This window comes from Pseudomonas sp. B13(2017), assembly GCF_002113245.1.
In the GTDB taxonomy this organism is placed as follows: domain Bacteria; phylum Pseudomonadota; class Gammaproteobacteria; order Pseudomonadales; family Pseudomonadaceae; genus Aquipseudomonas; species Aquipseudomonas putida_Z.
This window is the reverse complement of record NZ_NEJX01000006.1, coordinates 209,513-231,632: the sequence shown is the minus strand read 5'-3', so window position 1 is coordinate 231,632 and position 22,120 is coordinate 209,513. Positions and strand designations below refer to the sequence as shown.

Here is a 22,120-nt window from a genome sequence, read left to right as displayed (position 1 = left end):
CCGGCTCCCACAGGGACTGCACCAGCCTCAGGAGCAGTGCAATACCTGTGGGAGCCGGCTTGCCGGCGATGAGGCCGGAACAGCTGACACAGGGCTGCAACCAGAAAGCTATCCACGACCGTACCGTGACCGAGCCTGATAACGATATGAACACTGCATTCCGCAAGCACCTGCCAGGCACCGACCTGGACTACTTCGATGCCCGCGCGGCGGTCGAGGCCATCAAGCCCGGCGCCTACGATGGCCTGCCTTACACCTCTCGCGTACTCGCCGAAAACCTGGTGCGCCGCTGCGACCCGGCTACCCTCGACGCCTCGCTGGGCCAGCTGATCGAGCGCAAGCGCGACCTCGACTTCCCGTGGTTCCCGGCCCGCGTGGTGTGCCACGACATTCTCGGCCAGACCGCACTGGTCGACCTCGCCGGCCTGCGTGACGCCATTGCCGACAAAGGCGGCGACCCGGCCCAGGTCAACCCTGTGGTGCCGGTGCAACTGATCGTCGACCACTCGCTGGCCGTCGAGTGCGGCGGTTTCGACCCGCAGGCCTTCGAAAAGAACCGCGCCATCGAAGACCGCCGCAACGAAGACCGCTTCCACTTCATCAACTGGACCAAGAAGGCGTTCAAGAACGTCGACGTGATCCAGCCGGGCAACGGCATCATGCACCAGATCAACCTGGAGAAGATGTCGCCGGTGATCCACAACGACCGTGGCGTGGCCTACCCGGACACCTGCGTCGGCACCGACAGCCACACCCCGCATGTCGACGCCCTGGGCGTGATCGCCATCGGTGTGGGTGGCCTGGAAGCCGAGAACGTGATGCTCGGCCGTGCCTCGTGGATGCGCCTGCCGGAAATCGTCGGCGTCGAGCTGACCGGCAAGCTGGCGCCGAACATCACCGCCACCGACCTGGTGCTGGCCCTGACCGAATTCCTGCGCAAGCAGAAAGTCGTCGGCGCCTACCTGGAGTTCCACGGCGAGGGTGCCCGTGCCCTGACCCTGGGCGACCGCGCCACCATTTCCAACATGGCCCCGGAATATGGCGCCACTGCGGCGATGTTCGCCATCGACCAGCAGACCATCGACTACCTGCGCCTGACCGGCCGTGAAGAGCAGCAGGTCAAGCTGGTGGAAACCTATGCCAAGGCCACCGGCCTGTGGGCCGACAGCCTGGGCGGCGCAGTCTACGAGCGCACCCTGAGCTTCGACCTGTCGAGCGTGGTGCGCAACATGGCCGGCCCGTCCAACCCGCATGCCCGCGTCGCCACCAGCGACCTGGCGGCCAAAGGCATCGCCGGCAGCTGGGAAGAAGTGCCAGGGCAGATGCCAGATGGCGCGGTGATCATTGCCGCCATCACCAGCTGCACCAACACCAGCAACCCGCGCAACGTGATTGCCGCAGGCCTGCTGGCGCGCAATGCCAACAAGCTGGGCCTGGCCCGCAAGCCGTGGGTCAAGTCGTCGCTGGCGCCTGGCTCCAAGGCCGTGCAGTTGTACCTGGAAGAGGCCGGGCTGGAGAAGGAGCTGGAACAGCTCGGCTTTGGTATCGTCGCCTTCGCCTGCACCACCTGCAACGGCATGTCCGGCGCCCTGGACCCGGTGATCCAGCAAGAAATCATCGACCGTGACCTGTACGCCACTGCCGTGCTGTCGGGCAACCGCAACTTTGACGGGCGGATCCACCCGTATGCCAAGCAGGCCTTCCTCGCTTCGCCGCCACTGGTAGTGGCCTACGCCATCGCCGGTACCATCCGCTTCGACATCGAGAAGGATGTGCTGGGCGTGGTCGACGGCAAGGAAATCCGCCTCAAGGACATCTGGCCCAGCGACGAAGAGATCGACGCCGTGGTGCGTGCCGCGGTCAAGCCGGAGCAGTTCCGCAAGGTGTACATCCCGATGTTCGCCATCGAGGAAGACCGTGGGCCGAAGGTGGCGCCGCTGTACGACTGGCGCCCGATGAGCACCTACATCCGCCGCCCGCCGTACTGGGAGGGCGCCTTGGCCGGTGAACGGACCCTGCGCGGCATGCGCCCGCTGGCAGTGCTGCCGGACAACATCACCACCGACCACCTGTCGCCGTCCAACGCCATCATGCTCGACAGCGCTGCCGGCGAGTACCTGGCGAAGATGGGCCTGCCGGAGGAGGACTTCAACTCCTACGCTACCCACCGTGGCGACCACCTGACCGCCCAGCGCGCTACCTTTGCCAACCCCAAGCTGTTCAACGAAATGGTGCGCAAGGAAGACGGCTGCGTGAAGCAGGGCTCGCTGGCGCGTATCGAGCCGGAAGGCAAGGTCACCCGCATGTGGGAGGCGATCGAGACCTACATGGATCGCAAGCAGCCGCTGATCATCGTCGCCGGTGCCGACTACGGCCAGGGTTCGTCCCGTGACTGGGCGGCCAAGGGTGTGCGCCTGGCTGGTGTCGAGGCGATCGTCGCCGAAGGCTTCGAGCGTATTCACCGTACCAACCTGGTGGGCATGGGCGTACTGCCGCTGGAGTTCAAGCCGGGCACCGACCGCAAGACCCTCGGCCTGGATGGCAGCGAGACCTATGACGTACTGGGCGCGCGTACGCCGCGGGCGACGCTGACCCTGGTGGTTACCCGCGCCAACGGCGAGCGCCTGGAGGTACCGGTGACCTGCCGCCTGGACACCGCCGAGGAAGTGTCGATCTACGAGGCCGGCGGGGTGCTGCAGCGCTTCGCCCAGGACTTCCTCGAAGCGACCGCCTAATTGCAGGGGGCCGCTTTGCGGCCCATCGCCGGCAAGCCAGCTCCCACAGGGATTGCACATCCTGCAGCCAGCTGGGTTCCTGTGGGAGCTGGCTTGCCGGCGATGGGCTGCATGGCAGCCCCGGGTTTTTATGCCTATCAGACAGGACAGCACATCCATGGCTCATGTACCGCAAGTAAAAATCCCCGCCACCTACATCCGTGGCGGCACCAGCAAAGGCGTGTTCTTCCGCCTGCAAGACCTGCCCGAACTGGCGCAGATCCCCGGCCCTGCCCGTGATGCACTGCTGCTGCGGGTGATCGGCAGCCCCGACCCCTATGGCAAGCAGATCGACGGCATGGGCGGCGCCACTTCGAGCACCAGCAAGACCGTGATCCTGTCGCAAAGCATCAAGCCTGAACACGATGTCGACTACCTGTTCGGCCAGGTCAGCATCGACAAGGCCTTTGTCGACTGGAGCGGCAATTGCGGCAACCTCTCTGCCGCGGTCGGTTCGTTCGCCATCAGCAGCAGCCTGGTCGACCCGGCGCGCATTCCGCGCAACGGCATCGCCACCGTGCGCATCTGGCAGGCCAACATCGGCAAGACCATCATCGCCCATGTGCCGATCACCGAAGGTGAAGTGCAGGAAACCGGCGACTTCGAGCTGGACGGGGTGACCTTCCCGGCCGCCGAGGTGCAGCTGGAGTTCCTCGACCCGGCGGCCGACGAAGATGGCGACGGCGGGGCGATGTTCCCCACCGGCAACCTGGTCGATGACCTCGAGGTGCCGGGTGTCGGTACGTTCAAGGCGACCCTGATCAATGCCGGCATCCCGACCATCTTCGTCAATGCGGCGGATATCGGCTACACCGGCACCGAACTGCAGGACGCCATCAACGGCGACCCGCAGGCGCTGCTGCGCTTCGAGACGATTCGCGCCTATGGCGCCGTACGCATGGGCCTGATCGGCAACGTCGACCAGGCTGCCGGGCGTCAGCACACGCCGAAAGTGGCTTTCGTCGCGCCGCCGAGCACCTACACTGCGTCCAGTGGCAAAGCGGTGCAGGCGGGTGATATCGACCTGCTGGTACGGGCCTTGTCGATGGGCAAGCTGCACCATGCAATGATGGGGACGGCCGCGGTGGCCATCGGCACCGCGGCGGCCATTCCGGGCACGCTGGTCAACCTCGCCGCAGGCGGGGGCGAGCGCAGCGCCGTGCGTTTCGGCCACCCCTCGGGCACCCTGCGGGTGGGGGCCGAGGCGCGCCAGGTGAATGGTGAATGGACAGTGACCAAGGCAATCATGAGCCGCAGTGCTCGCGTGCTGATGGAGGGCTGGGTTCGCGTGCCTGGCGATAGCTTCTAACGCACCACTGGCGCTCGGCTTTAGTGAGTTGGGGCCGCTTGGCGGCCCTTCGCGGGCTTGCCCGCTCCCACAGGTAATCACAGGTTCCGAAGGCTGTGGTGTACTTGTGGGAGCGGGCAAGCCCGCGAAGGGCTGCACAGCAGCCCCGGCAATTCTGAACGGAGCTGCATATGAGCGCCAACGTAGACCTCAACGCCCGCCCGGACTACGACCGGGTGCTGCAAACCCTCGCCGATTACGCCCTCACGTACCGGGTCGAATCTGCCGAAGCCCTGGACACCGCGCGCAACTGCCTGATGGATACCCTCGGCTGCGGCCTGCTGGCCCTGCGCTTCCCCGAATGCACCAAGCTGCTCGGCCCCCAGGTGGAAGGCACCCTGGTGCCCAACGGCGCCCGCGTGCCCGGCACCGCCTACCGCCTGGACCCGGTCAAGGCCGCCTGGGACATCGGCTGCACGGTACGTTGGCTGGACTACAACGATACCTGGCTGGCCGCCGAATGGGCCCACCCCTCGGACAACCTCGGCGGCATCCTGGCCGTTGCCGATCACCTGTCGCAGAAGCGCGTAGCCGCAGGTGAAACGCCACTGTTGATGCGCGATGTGCTCGAAGCCATGGTCATGGCTCACGAGATCCAGGGCGTGCTGGCGCTGGAAAACGCCTTCAACCGCGTTGGCCTCGACCACGTGATTCTGGTCAAGGTGGCCTCCACCGCCGTGTGCGCCAGGCTGATGGGGGCCAACCGTGAGCAGATGCTGAGCGCCTTGTCCCACGCCTTCGTCGACGGCCAGGCGCTGCGTACCTACCGCCATGCGCCCAACGCCGGTTCGCGCAAATCGTGGGCCGCCGGTGATGCTTCCAGCCGTGGCGTGCGCCTGGCCGATATTGCCCTGCGTGGCGAGATGGGCGTGCCGGGCGTGCTCACTGCGCCGCAGTGGGGCTTCTACGATGTGCTGTTCAGTCACACCAACAAGGACCTCGCGCTCAAGCCGTCCGAGCAGCAAGAGCTGCGCGTGCCGCAAGCCTTGGGTAGCTACGTGATGGAAAACGTGCTGTTCAAGGTCAGTTTCCCTGCCGAGTTCCACGCCCAGACCGCCTGCGAAGCAGCGGTAACCTTGCATCCACTGGTCCGTAACCGCCTGCACGAAATCGACCGTATCGTCATTACCACCCAGGAGTCGGCGATCCGCATCATTTCCAAGAGCGGCCCGCTGGCCAATGCCGCCGACCGCGACCACTGCCTGCAGTACATGGTGGCGGTGCCGCTGATTTTCGGTCATCTGGTGGCCGAGCATTACGAAGACACCTTCCATGCCAACCACCCAAGCATCGACCGCCTGCGCGAGAAGATGGAGGTGGTGGAAGACCCACGCTTCAGCCGTGAATACCTGGAGCCGGACAAACGCTCGATCGCCAACGCGCTGCAGGTGTTCTTCAAGGATGGCAGCAGTACCGAGCAGGTGGTGGTGGAATACCCGATCGGGCATCGCCGGCGGCGAGGGGAGGGCATACCGTTGCTGGAGGCCAAGTTCAGGGACAACCTGGCGACGCGCTTTGCGCGGCAGCGGTGTGGGGAGATTGTGGAAGTGTGCAAGGACCAGCAGAAGCTGGAGCAGATGGCGGTGCACAGGTTTGTCGACCTGTTCGTGATCTGAGGTTGCCTGTGCTGGCCTCTTCGCGGCTAAAGCCGCTCCCACAAGGTCCTGCGCAGCCCTCGACAACTGTGGGGGCCCTGTGGGAGCGGCTTTAGCCGCGAAGAGGCCGGTACAGGTTGAAACAAGAAAGCCCCGGCATTTCTGCCGGGGCTTTCCTTTACATCTTACAACTCAGCTTACGCCTGAACTACCGGGATCTTGGCGTTGGCTGCCGCTTCGCGGAACTCGGCGATCTGGTCGAAGCTCAGGTAGCGGTAAACGTCGGCAGCCATGCTGTCGATGTCCTTCGCGTACTGCATGTACTCTTCAACGGTCGGCAGCTTGCCGATGATCGAAGCGACAGCAGCCAGCTCGGCCGATGCCAGGTACACGTTGGTGGCGTCGCCCAGACGGTTCGGGAAGTTACGGGTCGAGGTGGAGACCACGGTCGAACCGGTCTGCACACGTGCCTGGTTACCCATGCACAGCGAGCAGCCTGGCATTTCCATGCGCGCGCCAGCCTTGCCGTAGATGCCGTAGTAGCCTTCTTCGGTCAGCTGGTGAGCGTCCATCTTGGTTGGCGGAGCCAGCCACAGACGGGTCGGGATACCGCCCTTGACCTTGTCCAGCAGCTTGCCGGCAGCGCGGAAGTGGCCGATGTTGGTCATGCACGAACCGATGAACACTTCGTCGATCTTCTCGCCCTGTACCGAAGACAGCAGGCGGGCATCGTCCGGGTCGTTCGGCGCGCAGAGCACAGGCTCTTTCACGTCGGCCAGGTCGATTTCGATGATTTCGGCGTATTCGGCATCGGCGTCGGCCGACAGCAGCTCAGGCTTGGCCAGCCAGGCTTCCATGGCCTGGGCGCGGCGCTCCAGGGTGCGGGCATCGCCGTAGCCTTCGCCGATCATCCAGCGCAGCAGGGTGATGTTGGACTGCAGGTACTCGGCGATGGCCTTTTCTGGCAGCTTGATGGTGCAACCGGCAGCGGAACGCTCGGCCGAGGCGTCGGACAGCTCGAAGGCTTGCTCGACGGTCAGATCGTTCAGGCCTTCGATCTCGAGGATGCGGCCGGAGAAGGCGTTTTTCTTGCCTTTCTTCTCGACGGTCAGCAGGCCCTTCTGGATGGCGTAGTAAGGGATGGCATGAACCAGGTCACGCAGGGTGATGCCTGGCTGCAGTTTGCCCTTGAAGCGCACCAGGATCGACTCTGGCATGTCCAGCGGCATGACGCCGGTGGCGGCGGCGAAGGCCACCAGGCCGGAACCTGCCGGGAACGAGATGCCGATCGGGAAGCGGGTGTGCGAGTCGCCACCGGTACCCACGGTGTCAGGCATCAGCATGCGGTTCAGCCAGCTGTGGATGATGCCGTCGCCCGGGCGCAGCGACACGCCGCCACGGGTGCGGATGAAGTCTGGCAGGGTGTGGTGGGTGGTGACGTCGATCGGCTTCGGATAGGCCGCGGTGTGGCAGAACGACTGCATCACCAGGTCAGCGGAGAAGCCCAGGCACGCCAGGTCTTTCAGCTCGTCGCGGGTCATCGGGCCAGTGGTGTCCTGGGAACCGACGGTGGTCATCTTCGGCTCGCAGTAGGCACCTGGGCGCACGCCCTGGCCTTCTGGCAGGCCGCAGGCACGGCCGACCATTTTCTGTGCCAGGGTGAAGCCCTTGCCCGAATCGGCAGGCTGCTCCGGCTTCTTGAACAGGTCGGAAGCACCCAGGCCCAGTTCGGCACGGGCTTTTTCGGTCAGGCCACGGCCGACGATCAGCGGGATACGGCCGCCAGCGCGGACTTCATCCAGCAGCACTTCGGTTTTCAGCTCGAAGTTGGTGACCAGTTCGTCGCTGCCGTGACGGCGCACTTCGCCCTTGAACGGGTAAACGTCGATGACGTCGCCCATGCCCAGGTTGGTGCAGTCGAATTCGATCGGCAGGGCGCCGGCGTCTTCCATGGTGTTGTAGAAGATCGGGGCGATCTTGGTGCCGAAGCAGAAGCCACCGGCGCGCTTGTTCGGCACGTACGGGATGTCGTCGCCGAAGAACCACAGCACCGAGTTGGTGGCGGATTTACGCGAGGAACCGGTACCGACCACGTCACCGACGTAGGCAACCGGGAAGCCCTTGGCCTTGACGGCTTCGATCTGGGCCAGCGGGCCGACCGAACCAGGCTGCTGCGGCTCGATGCCGTCGCGGGCCATTTTCAGCATGGCCAGGGCGTGCAGCGGGATGTCAGGGCGCGACCAGGCGTCCGGGGCAGGGGACAGGTCGTCGGTGTTGGTTTCGCCAGGCACCTTGAACACGGTCAGGGTGTACTTGTCGGCGATGGCCGGACGCGAGGTGAACCACTCGCCGGCAGCCCAGGATTCCAGCACGGCCTTGGCGTGAACGTTGCCGGCCTTGGCTTTTTCGGCCACGTCGTGGAAGGCATCGAACATCAGCAGGGTGTGCTTGAGCTGTTCGGCCGCGACGGCGCCCAGTTCGGCGTCATCCAGCAGTGCGACCAGCGTTTCGATGTTGTAGCCGCCCTGCATGGTGCCCAGCAGTTCGGTGGCGTGCTTGCGGTCGATCAGAGGCGACTTGGCTTCGCCCTTGGCGACGGCGGAGAGGAAAGCGGCCTTGACGTAGGCAGCTTCGTCGACCCCTGGCGGTACGCGATTGGTGATCAGGTCTACGAGGAAGGCTTCTTCGCCGGCCGGCGGGTTTTTCAGCAGCTCGACCAGGCCTGCAGTTTGTTCGGCGTTCAGCGGCTGGGGCACGATACCCAGGGCGGCACGCTCTTCGATGTGTTTGCGGTAGGCTTCAAGCACAGTTATTTCCCTCATCAGTGGTCCCTAAAGGGGGTCCGGGACGCTCATCCAGCATTCAATGCACCCATGCGCTGCCACGGCTTTGTGGGCCGCCCAGCCAGAGTCGCAAAGAATCCTTACAGAAGCTGCTTTCAAAGTTTTACGCCTGCAGAACGGGGAGCTGATGAGGGCTGGCACGGGCATGCGAGGGATGCATGGCCCGGGCCAACGCCGTTCTACCGGATGAACTGTGCTCGTGACGCTTTGAAAACAGCTTCCAACGGACATTGTTGCCTTTGAAAAGGCGGGATGATTCTACGGCAAAAAAAGCTCGAACGTAAGGCGGCGAAGATGACTTTAACGAGTGACCCTGGTTAGACAAAGGGCTAACATGAGCCCGTGTTCCACCGCCAAGCTGTTGTTTTTCATGTCCAACAAGTCCATCAAGACCCCTTGCGTCGGCCTGTGCTCCACGGTTTACGGAGACACGGTTTGCCGTGGCTGCAAGCGGTTCCACCACGAAGTGATCAACTGGAACGGCTACGACGATGCGCAGAAGCGCGCCGTGTGGCTGCGCCTGGAGCAGCTGCTGGTGCAGGTGATGATGGCCAAGCTGGAGGTGTTCGACAAAGGCCTGCTGCGCCAGCAACTGGAGCAGCGTTCCATCCGCTTTGTCGAGCAGCAGTCGGAATATTGCTGGGCGTACCAGCTGATTGCCCGCGGGGCGCGGATGATCCGCGACCTGGAAGCCTACGGCATGGTGCTGCTGCCGGAATTCCGCGACTGGGAGCTGCCGCAGTTGCGCGACGCCATCGACCGCGAGTTCTTCCTGCTGTCCGAGGCGCATTACCAGCGCTACATCGCCCCGGCGTTCCTGCAACAGGCTTTGGAGTAGGCTGTTTCCCGCTGATTTCGGGCGGCATCGCTCGCGTAGTGTCCGGCGTTTTCCATGTACAGGAAGCGCCCATGAGCGACTATGTCTACCACCCGGAATTTTCCTTTTTGGCTCGCTGCTGGTGGCAGCTGGGCGATGAGCTCCTGCATCCCGATCAGTGGGACGCTTCGACCGCCAGGCTTGCCCCCATGTGGCTGCATTATGGCGGAGCCGGGTTTCACAATGACCACTGGTACCGGTATCTGCGGGCCGAGCCCGAAGGCACCGGGCCATTGCAGCTGGAGCCATGGAGCTACACCTTGCCCAGTCATGTGTATGGCGAGCTGTTCTGGTTCGGAGCCTATGTCAGCGGTACGGACCGGACCGGGGCGACGCTGCGCTATGAAATGCGGCCTTATGACCGGAACTGGAAACCGCTGAACCGGATTGTCTACAGTAAGCCGGGGGCGCTGTCAGGCTTTGCAGGCTATGCGGGCGTGAAGGACCAGACCGAGGCGGCGGCCGGGCGTCAGCATCTGGCCGACCCGCAGCACCTGTGGAACCTTTCGGGTATCAACCACAACGATATCAAGCGCGGGGCGCGGTTATGCAATGTCGTTCTGGTCGACGCCGCCGGGCAACGGGCCAGGCGCATCGCCAACCGGGAGGCGTGGCTGATAAACACGTTGACTGGCGAGCCAGGCCTGATGGCCCTCGAAGTGCTGGACTACGCCCATGAAGCGCGTGATGTCGCCTGGGGCACGGGTCTGCAGCGGGCGGGCAGCAGTCATGTGTTCAAGGCAGAGCACAGTTTCATCGCCAGTTTGTGCTGGCGGCCCGACGAGACGCCAGCCGGCTCCACGGACGGCGTGCAGGGCTTAGTGGCAGCTCGCTTTGACGAAGGCTGGGAGTGGAACCCACGGGCAAGGTTGAGTGTGGAGCAGGCCGATTCGTTGGGCACGCGCTGGCGCGACGATGAAACCCGACCGGCATGCGAGCGTTTCTGGTTTGCCGCCTACCTCGATAACGGGGTGTATGCGTATGAGATCTGGCCGCTTGACGAGCGTGGTCGGCGCCTGAACTTCACCCTGCGCAAACAGAAGGGCTGGACCATGAGCCTGGCGCAGCGCTGGCAATCGGTTCGTGCGGAGGCGGATTTTCTCTGGCATCTGGACGGGTTGGACCCGGCTGCCTTGCAGGTGGGGGCAACTGTGGCCAACGTGAAACTCAGGCACAGCAGTGGTCGAGTCGTGAAGCTGGCTGATCGCAGCGAACGCAGGCTGGGTGCGGAGGCGCTGGGTGAGGAAGGATCCCTGACTGTGCAGGTGCTGGAAACCTCGGCCAGGTTCTAGGGGGGGCGCAAGGGCGCTGCTACAGCGCCCTTGCCGGGGTCAGTCGCCGCTGTACTCGCAGCCGCTGGTGCAGGTCTCGTGGATGCGGACTTTCGACAGTTCCGGCAGCAGCGGCTTGACCTGGTCCCAGATCCACTTGGCGATCACTTCGCTGGTGGGGTTTTCCAGGCCCGGGATGTCGTTCAGGTAGTTATGGTCCAGTTGCTCGTAGATCGGCTTGAAGATCGCCTTGATCTCGGCGAAATCGCGGATCCAGCCGGTGTGCGGGTCGAGCGGGCCGGTCAGGTGCAGGCCGACCTTGAACGAGTGGCCGTGCAGGCGACCGCATTTGTGCCCGGCAGGGACGTGCGGTAGGCGGTGGGCCGACTCGAATGTAAATTCTTTAAAAATTTCCACGCTGTCATAACTCTGTGTGAATCAAGAATGCGCGCAGTCTACCAGCATGGCCGCTACAAGGCTTGCAGGCGTTCATGCAACCGCCCGGTGGCAATCAGCTCCAGCAGCTCGTCGCCCAGCCGCTGGCTCTCGGCAATGGCCTTGTACCAGTAGCGCTTGCGGCCAGGCGCATCGCCCATGAAACGCTTGAAGTCGTTGCGGTCGGGCAGCTTGCCGTAGGGCAGCGCCGCCAGGTACTGCGGCGAGGGTGTCATCAGCAGCACGTTCTGCAGGCGGGTGGCATCGCCCTTGCGCCAGGGCAGGGCCTTGTCGAACCAGCCGGGTACGACCTTGTCGGTGAAGTGCGGGTACAGCACCAGGTCGTCGCCGCGGTAGGGCAGGTCGAGGTGGTAGTCCAGCAGGCCGCCGTCGCGGTAGGTGCCTGCACCTGCGCCTGGGATGTCTTTCACACCTTCCATGAACATGGGGATGGACCCTGAGGCGAGCAAGGCATGGCGCAGGTTGGCCTGGTCCAGCGGCAGGCAGCGCGAGGGGAAGTCGGTCAGTGCGTCGAGCGGCGGCGTGGCGCGGCCGTCGTGCAGGATGATGCGCTCGAAGTGCCGGGCCAGGCGCGAACGGCCGAGCAGGTTGCTGGCGATCACCGAACCCAGGCCGAGGCCCAGGCGGCCGCGATGGTCGTGGGCGAGCTGGCCATGGCTCTTCACTACCAGGATGTTCAGGCGATAGTGCGGGTTGGCCAGCAGTTGGCCGTCGCGGCCTTGCAGCAGGTTGTCGAGCATGTGTTGGCAACTGCGGCTGATTTCGGCCGGGGTGACGCCCTTGGCGAAATCCTGCTCGGTGTACAGTTCGCCCAGGCGACGGATGCCTGCGACCGGGTCGTCGAGGCAGGCACTGGCGAAGCGCCAGGCGCCGATCGAGGCGCCGATCAGCGCACGTTGGCGTGGTGCCGACGGCAGCCACTCACCGAACAGCGCCAGGTCCAGGCCCTGGATGCCCAGCGGCTTCGGCCCGCCAGCCGCACCCGGCAACACACCGACATCGGCCGCCTGCAGGCCGCGCTCGCGGACCTGCCGCAGGGCACGTTGGCCGGCCTTGAAGGTGAGGGCGGGGTATTTGATGTGAATGGCGCTCATGGCGGATCTCTTGGGCAGCAGGCGAGTCATTGTAAAGGGTTCAAGGCATGCACAGGGCCTGCAGGAGATTGCCCAACCCATCGGGTTGCGCTGTCGCATAGGGAACAAGGTTCTAAAGCATGTCACATTCCCTGTGGGAGCGGGCGCGCCCGCGAATGGCCCAGCGCGGTTTATGGCACCGGCTCCGCCGGTGTTCGCGGGCATGCCCGCTCCCACAGGGACCGCGCAGGATTCGGTGATGGCGAGACAGCAGCCTGACCTGCGCTATCATGGCGCCAGTTGTTTTCAGGTTGAATTAAGGACCGGTGGTTAATCTTAACCCCGTAGACAACTTGCACAGTTCTCAGGAGAGAAGAACGATGAAACACATGACTGCCCTGTTCACCGTAGCCGCCGCCCTTGCCCTGGGTGCACATTCCGCCATCGCCAAGGACGTGCAGCCCGACGAAGTGGTCAAGCTGGTCAATGCCAAGACCGTCAAGTCGCTGGACGAACTCAAGGCCGCCGCCGTGGCCAAGCACCCGGGTGCCACCGTCACCGACTCCGAGCTTGAAGACGAGTACGGCCGCTACATCTACAAGGTCGAGTTGCGCGACACGCAGAACGTCGAATGGGACGTGGCGCTGGACGCCAAGACCGGTGAAGTGCTGAAGGACGAGCGGGACAACTGATGACCCACCTACTGCGGCCGGCGCGCTACCTCGCGCTGGCCCTGCTGGCCGTGTGTTCCCTGGCCGTTGCCCGCGACCTGGACCAGGACGAAGCCCTGGAACTGCGCCAGAAGGGCATCATCCTGCCACTCGAGCATCTGCTGGAAACCGCCCTGGGGCGTCACCCCGGGGCGCGCCTGCTGGAGGCCGAGCTGGAAGAAGACGACAATCGCTACGAATACGAAGTCGAGTTGCTGACGGCTGAAGGCGTGGTGCGCGAGATCAAGCTCGATGCCAGCAGCGGTGCCCTGCTCAAAGACGAGGAAGACGACTGAATGCGCCTGTTGCTTGTCGAGGACAATGTACCGCTGGCCGATGAACTGACCGCCGGCCTGCAGCGCCAGGGCTACGCCGTGGACTGGCTGGCCGATGGCCGCGACGCGGTGTACCAGGGCCAGAGCGAACCCTACGATTTGATCATCCTGGACCTTGGCCTGCCGGGCCTGCCGGGCCTGGAAGTGCTGGCTCAGTGGCGTGCCGCCGGCCTGGCCACGCCGGTGTTGATCCTTACTGCCCGTGGCTCGTGGGCCGAGCGTATCGAAGGGCTGAAGGCCGGGGCCGATGACTACCTGAGCAAACCCTTCCACCCCGAAGAACTGCAGCTGCGCATCCAGGCGCTGTTGCGCCGTGCCCGTGGCCTGGCCAACCAGCCGACGCTGGAAGCGGCCGGCCTGCACCTGGACGAAAGCCGGCAGTGCGTGAACCGTGACGGCGTGGATATCCAGCTGACCGCCGCCGAGTTCCGCCTGCTGCGCTACTTCATGCTGCATCCGCAGCAGATCCTGTCCAAGAGCCACTTGGCCGAGCACCTCTACGACGGTGAAACCGAGCGCGACTCCAACGTGCTGGAAGTGCACGTCAACCACTTGCGGCGCAAGCTGGGCCGCAGCGTCATCGAGACCCGCCGCGGGCAGGGCTACATCTACGCCGGGAGCGCCGCGTGAAGTCGATCCAGGCGCGCCTGAGCCTGGGCCTGGTGGCGGTGCTGGTGGTGGTCGGCCTGGTGCTGGCGCAGCTGACCCTGTGGCTGTTCGAGGTCGGCCTGCAGCGCTATCTGGAGAACGGCCTGCGCAAGGAAAGCGAGAACCTGCTGGTGGCCTTGGTGCGCGGGCCTTCGGGCCTGCAGCTGGATGAGCGGCGTATCTCGGCCGCCTACCAGCGGCCGTTTTCCGGCTATTACTTCCGCATCGATTTCGATAAAGGCACCTGGCGCTCCCGTTCGCTGTGGGATCTGGACATGCCCAAGCCCGCCGCGCCGGGCCTTTCCGACAGCCACGAACTCGGCCCGGAAGGCCAGCAACTGCTTGCCCTGCGTGCCGACTACCGGCGCCTGGGCCAGGACATCTCGATCAGCGTGGCACAGGATTATTCACCGGTACGCGAAGGTTTCCGGCGCCTGCAACAGATCGGTTTGGGCATGGGCCTGGTGGCGCTGATCCTGGTGCTGGTGTTGCAGCGCATCACCGTCACCCGCTCGCTGCGGCCGCTGGAGCGGGCACGCCAGCAGATCGCCCAGTTGCAGCAGGGCCAGCGCTCGCAGCTGGATGCCGAAGTGCCCAGCGAACTGGCGCCGCTGGTGGGGCAGATCAACCACCTGCTGAGCCATACCGAAGACAGCCTGCGCCGCTCGCGCAATGCCTTGGGCAACCTGGGCCATGCACTGAAGACGCCACTGGCGGTGCTGCTGAGCCTGGCCTCCAGCGAGCGCCTGAAGGACCTGCCGGATGTTCGCGCGCAGATGCGTGAGCAGCTGGAGCAGATTCAGCAGCGCCTGGCGCGTGAGCTGAACCGTGCGCGCCTGGCCGGGGATGCGCTGCCTGGCGCGCAGTTCGACTGTGACGTCGAGCTGCCGGGGTTGCTGGGGACGCTGGGCATGATCCATGGCGAGGGCCTGCTGCTGGCCAGGGATGTGCCGCCCGGGCTGCTGCTGCCTTGGGACCGCGAGGACTTCCTGGAGCTGCTCGGCAACCTGCTGGACAACGCCTGCAAGTGGGCCGACAGCGAGGTGCGGCTGGGTATCGTGCCGAATGCCGAGGGCTACCAGGTGTGGGTCGATGATGATGGCCCCGGTATCCCCGAGGGCCAGCGGCAGCAGGTACTGGAGCGCGGTTCGCGGCTGGACGAGCAGGTAGACGGGCACGGGCTGGGGTTGGGCATCGTGCGCGATATCGTCGAGGCCTGGGGCGGGCGCCTGGCGCTGCTGGATAGCCCCCTGGGTGGCTTGCGGGTGAGCATCGACTTGCCGCGCAAGGCTCGGTAATGCCGGGGCCGCTTTGCGGCCCATCGCCGGCAAGCCAGCTCCCACAGGGATCGCGCCAACTTTTAGAATTTGAGCAAGACAGTTGTTCCCACGCCGCTCGCATCGACCTCAAGCCATGTGCAGGGCCCTGTGGGAGCTGGCTTGCCGGCGATGGGCTGCAAAGCAGCCCCATTGTGGGAGCCGACAAGCATGACCCCATGGGCCATATCACCACTGCAAAAAAATTGCAGTACAGCCGCATTTTTTTGAATTAGCCCAATCTCACCCCACCCGGCAAAATTCCCCCACGAAACCCTGCGGTTTCCATCTCTCCACGGACGGAGCCCCTTGTGCTATTGCAACCGCAATACGAGGCCCAGGCCACCTCGGCTGGGCTTTCTTTTTAACCAGAAAAACTACAGATTCCGATTACCTACATGTCTGCCTCGCGTTCCGAAAGTCGTCTGCAGCGGCTGTTGCCAGCGCCCCTGAATATTCCCCCCAAAGAATGGTTGCGTGCCGGTATCGGCGCGTTGCTCGGCCTGTTCCTCGCCGGCTGGCTGACCAGCATGGCCTATGGCCCCAGCATCGCCTTGCACCTGCTCGGCCCGCTGGCGGCTTCGGCCGTGCTGGTGTTCGCCGTGCACTCGGGCCCGTTGGCCCAACCCTGGCCGGTACTGGGCAGCTATGCCCTGGCCGGCGCGGTCGGCCTGGCCATGCGCCAGGGCTTCGGCCCGGAGCTGTGGGTGGCCGCTGCCGCCCTGGGTATCTCGATCCTGGTGATGTGCCTGCTGCGCTGCCTGCACCCACCGGGTGGTGGGGTGGCGGTGAGCGCGGTGCTGGCCGACCCGGGGCTGACCGCCATGGGCGACCATCTGATGGAGCCGGTGCTGCTCAACGCGTTGATCCTGGTAGCGGTGGCGATCCTCTACAACCGCCTCACCGGCGTGCGCTACCCGAAAGGCACGGTGCCGCGCAAGGACCTGCACCACACCCATGATCCGCTGCCCAGCGAGCGGGTCGGCATCCGTGGAGAAGACCTTGACCAGGCCCTGGAAGAACTGGGCGAGTTCGTCGACATCACCCGTGACGAACTGGAACGCATCATCCTGGCCACCGAGCAACACGCCCTGCAGCGCAGCCTCGGCGGTATCACCGCGGCCTCGGTGATGTCCCGCGACGTGCAGTTCGCCACGCCTGACACCACTCTGGAGCAGGCCTGGAAAATGCTGGCCAGCCACCACCTGAAAACCCTGCCGGTGCTGCAGCAGGGCAAGCTGGTGGGAATAGTCAGCCTCAGCGACCTGGTCGGCCCGGCCATGCAGCGTGGTCGCTTCAGTTGGCGCGGGTTGTTCGGCCGCAAGGCGGTGCGCATGGAGCAGGTGATGAGCCGCCGGGTAATCAGCGTCAGCAGCCAGCACCCGCTGGAGCGCTTGCTGCCATTGCTGTGCGAACAGGGCCTGCATTGCCTGCCGGTGCTCGATGCCGACCAGTTGGTGGGGGTGATCACCCAGACCGACCTGATCGCCGGCCTCAAGCGCCAGCTGCTCAGCAAGGCCGAGGCTTCAGATAACCGGGTCCCAGCGTTGTGACCAGTCGCTGGCGCCGGCGGCCACCAGCCGGCGCAGGATGGCGAAGGCCTGTTGCAGGGCTTCGCTGTCGCGCTTGCGCGGGTACACCAGGAAGGTCGGGTAGGTGAATTCCGGCGCCTGCGGTACCCGCTCGAACACGCCGCTGTCCAGATAGGCCTGCACCACCCGCGTGCGGAAGTAGCCACTGCCGCCCTGGTCGAGTATGAACTGCAAGGCCAGCGGGCCCAGGTTGAAGCTCAGCGCCGGGCGCGCGCAGTCGGGCAGGGCGGCATCGTGCTGGCGACGGAAGGCTTCGCCCCAGTCGATATAGATGTACGGGTCCGGTTGGGCGACCCGGCGCACACGGATCAGCTTTTCCTCCATCAACTGCTCCACCTGCAGGCCCGGGCCGTAGGTCGGCTGGTAGACCAGTGCGGCATCCAGCAGGCCCATCTCGACCTTGCGCAGCAGCGATTCGCCGTCGCTCACCTCGCTGCGGATGGCATGGCTGGGCAGCTCGCGGTGCAGGGCACTGACCCAGTCGAGCAGCATCGGGTTGCCCAGGCTCACCTCAGCGCCCACGTGCAGCACTTGCTGGCAGCCTTCGGGCAGCGGCAGGTCGCGGCGCGCCGCTTCCCAGGTTTGCACCATCTGGTTGGCATAACTGACGAATGCCTCGCCGTCGCTGGTCAGGCTGGCGCCGTTGCGGCTGCGCACGAACAGCTGGCAGCCCAGTTGCTGCTCCAGGCGCTGTACCCGCGCGGTGATCGCCGTCTGTGACACGAACAGGCGTTCGGCGGCGGCGACCAGGCTGCCGCAACGCACGATTTCCAGAAAGGTACGAGCCTGATCGATGTCCATGAGCTGCTCGGTGGCTGAAGGGGTGGCCTATTCTAGAGGCTTTGCACCGTTATGGGGCGTTTTTGCGTTGTCTGCAAATTTGCAGGTCGGTTGTGACTTTAGTCCCATGGCGGTGCGGGTGTAGCGGTCCATACTCAAGTTTCGCCCTTCAATAACAACAAGTACCGGGTTTCTTTCGATATGAGCTACCAGCACAGCTACGCCCATTCCATTTCCGACCCTGCCGCTTTCTGGGCGGAGCAGGCCGCGCACCTGGCCTGGCACCGCAAGCCTGCCCTCACGCTGCAAGACAATGCCGACGGTACCCACCGCTGGTTTGCCGATGGCCGCCTGAACAGCTGCTACCTGGCCCTTGATCACCAGATCGAGCAGGGCCGTGGCGAGCAGCTGGCGCTGATCTACGACTCGCCGGTGACCGGCGTGCAGCAGGCCTACACCTACCACCAACTGCGCGACGAGGTGGCGCGCCTGGCCGGGTTGTTGCGCCAGCTGGGGGTGAACAAGGGCGATGGCGTGATCATCTACATGCCCATGGTGCCGCAGGCGGCCATGGCCATGCTGGCCTGCGCGCGGATTGGCGCAGTGCATTCGGTGGTGTTCGGTGGCTTTGCCGCCAACGAGCTGGCCTTGCGCATCGACGATGCCCGGCCGGCGCTGCTGCTGACGGCCTCCTGCGGGCTGGAGTTCGACCGGGTAATCGAATACAAGCCGCTGGTCGATCGCGCCCTGCAACTGGCCCGCCACCAGCCGCGCAACGTGCTGGTGCTGCAGCGCCCGCAGGCGCGTGCCCAGCTGCAGCCAGGCCGCGACCTGGACTGGCAGGCGGCATTGGCCAACGCCGAGCCGGTGGCACCGGTGGAGCTGGATGCCGGCGACCCGCTCTACATCATGTATACCTCTGGCACCACCGGCAAACCCAAGGGCATCGTGCGGGAAAACGGCGGCAATGCCGTGGCGCTGTGCTACGCCATGCGCCATATCTACGGCATGCAGGCCGGCGATGTGTGGTGGGGCATATCCGACGTGGGCTGGGTGGTTGGCCATTCGCTGATCGTCTATGGGCCGCTGATGAGCGGCTGCACCACGGTGTTCTACGAAGGCAAGCCGATCCGTACCCCGGACGCCTCGGCCTACTGGCGGGTGGTGGAGCAATACAAGGTCAACGCATTGTTCTGCGCGCCCACGGCGATGCGCGCCATCCGCAAGGAAGACCCCGAGGGGGAGCTGATCCGCAAGCACGACCTGAGCTCGCTGCGCCAGTTGTTCCTGGCTGGCGAGAAACTGGATTCCAGCACCCACGAATGGCTGGAACGGGTCAGTGGCAAGCCGGTGCACGACCATTGGTGGCAGACCGAGACCGGCTGGCCGGTCACCGCGCCTTGCGTAGGGCTGGAAGGCAGCGCGGCGAAGCCGGGGTCCAGCAACCGGGCGGTGCCGGGCTATCACGTGCGCGTGCTGGATGACGAGGGCCACCTGCTGGGGCCCAACCACCAGGGCTCGATCGTCATCGCCCTGCCATTGCCGCCCGGGTGCAGCCAGACGCTGTGGGGCGACCATGAGCGTTACCTGCAGGCCTACCTGCGGACCTACCCGGGGTATTACCACACCGGCGATGGTGGCTACCTGGACGATGACGGCTTCGTCTACATCATGGGGCGCACCGATGACGTGATCAACGTGTCCGGGCACCGGCTGTCCACCGGCGAGATGGAGGACCTGGTGGCACGCCACCCGGCGGTGGCCGAGTGCGCGGTGATTGGCGTGCATGACGAGATCAAGGGGCAGGTGCCGTTGGCCCTGGTGGTGCTCAAGGACGGCGAGGGCATTGCCGAGGCGCAGTTGCTGGTGGACCTGGTGGGCAGCGTGCGCGAGGAGATTGGCGCGTTGGCGTGCTTCAACCGGGTGCGGTTGGTGAAGCGGCTGCCCAAGACCCGCTCCGGGAAGATTCTGCGGGCGGTGCTGCGCAAGATTGCCGACGGGCAGGACTATGTGCCGCCATCGACCCTGGATGACCCGGCGGTGCTGGGGGAGATCGAGGCGGTGCTGGCGGATTTGCCCAGGGCTGGCTGAGGGTTTGACCTTGCTGGCCTCTTCGCGGGCACGCCCGCTCCTACAGGGATGTCACAGGCCTTGAGAACTGTGCAATACCTGTGGGAGCGGGCGTGCCCGCGAAGAGGCCGGCCCAGGCAATGCAGTTCTAGGGCCCTACCTGATGCAGCTGCCCCAACCGGCTGCGCGTACGCATCAGGTCGGCAAGCGGCCCGCCCAGGCTTTCTTCCAGCGGCCGCTTGCCGATCACCAGCACCTGCCGGTCCTGGTCATACAGCACATCCACCAGGTTGACGAAGCGCTGCTGCGCCGCCAGCGAACATTCAGACAGATCATCCAGCCCATCGATGATCCACTCATCGTACTGCCCGGCCAGCACCAGGTAGTCGATCACTGCCGTGGCCTTTTCGCACAGGTCGTCAAAGCCAAGCACCACCCGCCGGCCATCGACGGCCAGCGCGCGCAGCGGGCGCTTGTTCACTTCCAGCATCACCGGCTGCGGCTCGGGCACATTCAGCGCTTGGCGCTGCGCTGCATTGCCCGGCCACATATAGTGGCCCCGGGTAAAGCGCTGATGCTCGCGGTTGGCCGGCAGGCTGCGGAAATCGGTATCGCCACCCACTTCCAGCACTTCCATCGCGCTGTTGATCAGGCGGATCACCGGCAGGAAGCGCTCGTGGTACAGCGGGTTGGGCAGCAGCCCTTCGGGTGCATAGTTGGACGTCACCAGCAGGAACACGCCACGGCAGAACAACGCATTGAACAGCCGGGTGAGCAGCATGGCATCGCCAATGTCGTGCACATGGAATTCGTCGAAGCACAGCACCTGGCAATCGCCCACCAGCTCGTCGAGGGTCGCGCCCAATGCATCGTCCAGCGCCCGGTGGCGGTGCATGCCCTGGTGCAGGCGGGCGAAGAAGTCATGGAAGTGCAAGCGCAGCTTGGCCTGCACCGGCACGGCCTGGAAAAAGCCATCGAGCAGCCAGCTCTTGCCCCGGCCTACCGAACCGTACAGGTACAGGCTGCGCGGCTGGCCTTGTTCGAGCTGCGCCAGTTGTTCGGCCATGCAGTGGATCACCCGGCGTTGGCCGTCGCTGAGCTGGTAACCGCGGCTGTGCGCCTTGTCCTCGAACCAGCCGAGCAGTTCGCTCTGGTTGGCGGCGGCGCCGCGCAGGCGTTGACCAAGCTGGCGTAGCGGGGTAGGGATCCAGGCAGGCAAAAGCAAAGCTCCTTGGGCGATGGCGGGGCAGCGTGCAGCTTGCCCGAGGGCGGCCATTTTGACCAATACAGAAAGTGCGCGGCAATCATCGCCTGATGAGATAGGTTTGCCATGGCAGGCGTACAGTAGAGGCTGGAGCCGATGCGAGGAGGGGCGAGCATGCACGCCGACTTTGATCTGCAGCGCTTCGTAGAGGCGCAGAACCCTGTGTATGACCAGGTGATGCAGGAGCTGCAGGCCGGGCGCAAGCGCAGCCACTGGATGTGGTACGTGTTCCCGCAGCTCGATGGCCTGGGCCACAGCGCCATGGCCGAACGCTATGCGCTGGCCGGTATCGACGAGGCCCGTGCCTACCTGGCTCATCCGCTGCTTGGCCCACGCCTGGAGGCTTGTGTGACTGCGCTGCTGCAGCACAGCGACAAGAGCGCCCGTGAAATGCTCGGCAGCCCCGACCACCTCAAGCTGCGCTCGTGCCTGACCCTGTTCGCCCGGGCGGAGCCCGACAACCCGTTGTTCCAGCTGGCGCTGGTGCAATTTTACGGCGGTGATCAGGACGCCCTGACCCTGGCCATGTTGCAGGGTTAGTTCAGGCCTTGTGCTCCAGTTGGCGCTCGATCATGTACTTCACTGCCAGCCGACGTTCTTTCAGGCGGCGCAGGTCTTCATCCTCGAAGTTGCCCGCCGAGATCGACTCGGCGGCCAGCACCTGGTTGTCGATGTCCATGTACTCGTCCAGCAGCCGGTCCAGTGCCTTGTCCTGCTGACGGCGTTGCTGGACGATTTCGCGCGGGTAGTGCAAGTCCTGGTAAAGGTCGTGGGAGACAGGCATGGGGTCCTCCTTGGTCAATGCAGATGGCTCATCTGATTGGAAGGGAGGAAAGCGATTGTGTTGAAGCCAAGCGGGCGGAAAACGACGGATGGTCGCCGCGCCAACCCCGAAAATGACTAACTCGCTGTTTTTTGGTAATTTTTTTTCATCGGGGGGTTCACAGACCGAAAGTTTGTTGTTAAAGTGCCGCGCATTCCAAGACAACAACCCAGTTGTCACTCAGTTGGAATTGTCAGAGCAGCAAACGCTGCATCCGATACAGGGGCGTCGCCAAGCGGTAAGGCAGCAGGTTTTGATCCTGCCATGCGTTGGTTCGAATCCAGCCGCCCCTGCCATTTTCCTGCTTCAAACGTATCTCGGTCCGGTGCTTGGAAAGACAAGCGC

At 64.6% G+C, this 22,120-nt stretch carries 18 protein-coding genes and 1 tRNA gene; 13 read left to right on the top strand and 6 right to left on the bottom strand.

Annotated features, from left to right (window positions below; all coding sequences use genetic code 11):
* Nucleotides 1–146 precede the first annotated feature (146 nt).
* The 3 genes from acnD to prpD all read left to right on the top strand — a co-directional run bounded on the left by acnD (nt 147) and on the right by prpD (nt 5,738).
* A complete protein-coding gene (gene acnD, locus CAG44_RS11115) occupies nt 147–2,735 on the top strand; it encodes a Fe/S-dependent 2-methylisocitrate dehydratase AcnD (protein WP_085692147.1) in 2,589 nt (862 codons plus the stop codon).
* A gap of 157 nt (nt 2,736–2,892) precedes the next feature.
* Nucleotides 2,893–4,083, top strand: coding sequence for a 2-methylaconitate cis-trans isomerase PrpF (gene prpF / locus CAG44_RS11110; protein WP_085692146.1), 1,191 nt, complete (start codon nt 2,893–2,895; stop codon nt 4,081–4,083).
* Nucleotides 4,084–4,253: 170 nt separating this feature from the next.
* The gene (gene prpD / locus CAG44_RS11105; RefSeq protein ID WP_085592923.1) at nt 4,254–5,738 is read left to right on the top strand and encodes a 2-methylcitrate dehydratase; all 1,485 of its coding nucleotides are present in this window, start codon (nt 4,254–4,256) and stop codon (nt 5,736–5,738) included.
* Nucleotides 5,739–5,914: 176 nt separating this feature from the next.
* Here the strand turns inward: prpD and acnB are convergent, their stop codons facing one another.
* Nucleotides 5,915–8,524: a bifunctional aconitate hydratase 2/2-methylisocitrate dehydratase gene (gene acnB / locus CAG44_RS11100; protein ID WP_025338443.1), complete on the bottom strand. Its 2,610-nt coding sequence runs from the start codon at nt 8,522–8,524 to the stop codon at nt 5,915–5,917.
* A gap of 406 nt (nt 8,525–8,930) precedes the next feature.
* Here acnB and CAG44_RS11095 point away from each other — a divergent pair, with 406 nt between their 5' ends.
* Together CAG44_RS11095 and CAG44_RS11090 are read left to right on the top strand one after the other, a co-directional pair.
* Nucleotides 8,931–9,398 (top strand): DUF1289 domain-containing protein, encoded by a 468-nt coding sequence (locus CAG44_RS11095; RefSeq protein ID WP_161795747.1) that lies wholly within the window; start codon nt 8,931–8,933, stop codon nt 9,396–9,398.
* Nucleotides 9,399–9,469: 71 nt separating this feature from the next.
* Entirely contained in the window at nt 9,470–10,729 is a 1,260-nt protein-coding gene (locus CAG44_RS11090; protein ID WP_085692145.1) for a hypothetical protein, read from the top strand.
* A 39-nt stretch (nt 10,730–10,768) separates the two neighbouring features.
* On the opposite strand, the gene queD is transcribed toward CAG44_RS11090, so the two are convergent.
* Nucleotides 10,769–11,125 carry a 6-carboxytetrahydropterin synthase QueD gene (queD, locus tag CAG44_RS11085; RefSeq protein WP_025338446.1) on the bottom strand — a complete coding sequence of 119 codons (357 nt, stop codon included), beginning with the start codon at nt 11,123–11,125 and terminating at the stop codon, nt 10,769–10,771.
* A 53-nt stretch (nt 11,126–11,178) separates the two neighbouring features.
* A complete protein-coding gene (locus tag CAG44_RS11080) occupies nt 11,179–12,258 on the bottom strand; it encodes a patatin-like phospholipase family protein (protein ID WP_085692144.1) in 1,080 nt (359 codons plus the stop codon).
* Between the two features lie 359 nt (nt 12,259–12,617).
* On the opposite strand from CAG44_RS11080, the gene CAG44_RS11070 reads away from it, so the two are divergent.
* From CAG44_RS11070 to CAG44_RS11050, 5 genes are all read left to right on the top strand, one after another.
* Complete coding sequence (locus tag CAG44_RS11070; protein WP_025338449.1) at nt 12,618–12,929, top strand: PepSY domain-containing protein; 312 nt, start codon at nt 12,618–12,620, stop codon at nt 12,927–12,929.
* Nucleotides 12,929–13,243 carry a PepSY domain-containing protein gene (locus tag CAG44_RS11065; protein WP_025338450.1) on the top strand — a complete coding sequence of 105 codons (315 nt, stop codon included), beginning with the start codon at nt 12,929–12,931 and terminating at the stop codon, nt 13,241–13,243. The genes CAG44_RS11070 and CAG44_RS11065 overlap by 1 nt, the downstream gene beginning before the upstream one ends.
* On the top strand, nt 13,244–13,912 hold the full coding sequence (locus tag CAG44_RS11060) for a response regulator transcription factor (protein WP_013971919.1): 669 nt from the start codon (nt 13,244–13,246) through the stop codon (nt 13,910–13,912).
* Entirely contained in the window at nt 13,909–15,228 is a 1,320-nt protein-coding gene (locus CAG44_RS11055; RefSeq protein WP_085692142.1) for a sensor histidine kinase, read from the top strand. Before CAG44_RS11060 ends, CAG44_RS11055 begins: the two co-directional genes overlap by 4 nt.
* A 416-nt stretch (nt 15,229–15,644) precedes the next feature.
* Nucleotides 15,645–16,799: an HPP family protein gene (locus tag CAG44_RS11050; RefSeq protein WP_085692141.1), complete on the top strand. Its 1,155-nt coding sequence runs from the start codon at nt 15,645–15,647 to the stop codon at nt 16,797–16,799.
* Here CAG44_RS11050 and CAG44_RS11045 read toward each other — a convergent pair.
* Nucleotides 16,773–17,639 (bottom strand): LysR family transcriptional regulator, encoded by an 867-nt coding sequence (locus tag CAG44_RS11045; RefSeq protein ID WP_085592929.1) that lies wholly within the window; start codon nt 17,637–17,639, stop codon nt 16,773–16,775. The genes CAG44_RS11050 and CAG44_RS11045 overlap by 27 nt on opposite strands.
* Nucleotides 17,640–17,819: 180 nt before the next feature.
* On the opposite strand from CAG44_RS11045, the gene CAG44_RS11040 reads away from it, so the two are divergent.
* Nucleotides 17,820–19,709 carry a propionyl-CoA synthetase gene (locus CAG44_RS11040; RefSeq protein ID WP_085692140.1) on the top strand — a complete coding sequence of 630 codons (1,890 nt, stop codon included), beginning with the start codon at nt 17,820–17,822 and terminating at the stop codon, nt 19,707–19,709.
* A 127-nt stretch (nt 19,710–19,836) separates the two neighbouring features.
* Here the strand turns inward: CAG44_RS11040 and zapE are convergent, their stop codons facing one another.
* The gene (gene zapE / locus CAG44_RS11035; RefSeq protein ID WP_085692139.1) at nt 19,837–20,907 is read right to left on the bottom strand and encodes a cell division protein ZapE; all 1,071 of its coding nucleotides are present in this window, start codon (nt 20,905–20,907) and stop codon (nt 19,837–19,839) included.
* 159 nt (nt 20,908–21,066) lie between these two features.
* Between zapE and CAG44_RS11030 the strand changes: the two genes are divergently transcribed.
* Entirely contained in the window at nt 21,067–21,492 is a 426-nt protein-coding gene (locus CAG44_RS11030) for a DUF1810 domain-containing protein (protein WP_085692138.1), read from the top strand.
* A gap of 1 nt (nt 21,493) precedes the next feature.
* Here the strand turns inward: CAG44_RS11030 and CAG44_RS11025 are convergent, their stop codons facing one another.
* Entirely contained in the window at nt 21,494–21,736 is a 243-nt protein-coding gene (locus tag CAG44_RS11025; RefSeq protein WP_025338457.1) for a DUF465 domain-containing protein, read from the bottom strand.
* Nucleotides 21,737–21,996: 260 nt separating this feature from the next.
* On the opposite strand from CAG44_RS11025, the gene CAG44_RS11020 reads away from it, so the two are divergent.
* Nucleotides 21,997–22,071 (top strand) — tRNA-Gln (locus tag CAG44_RS11020).
* Nucleotides 22,072–22,120 lie beyond the last annotated feature (49 nt).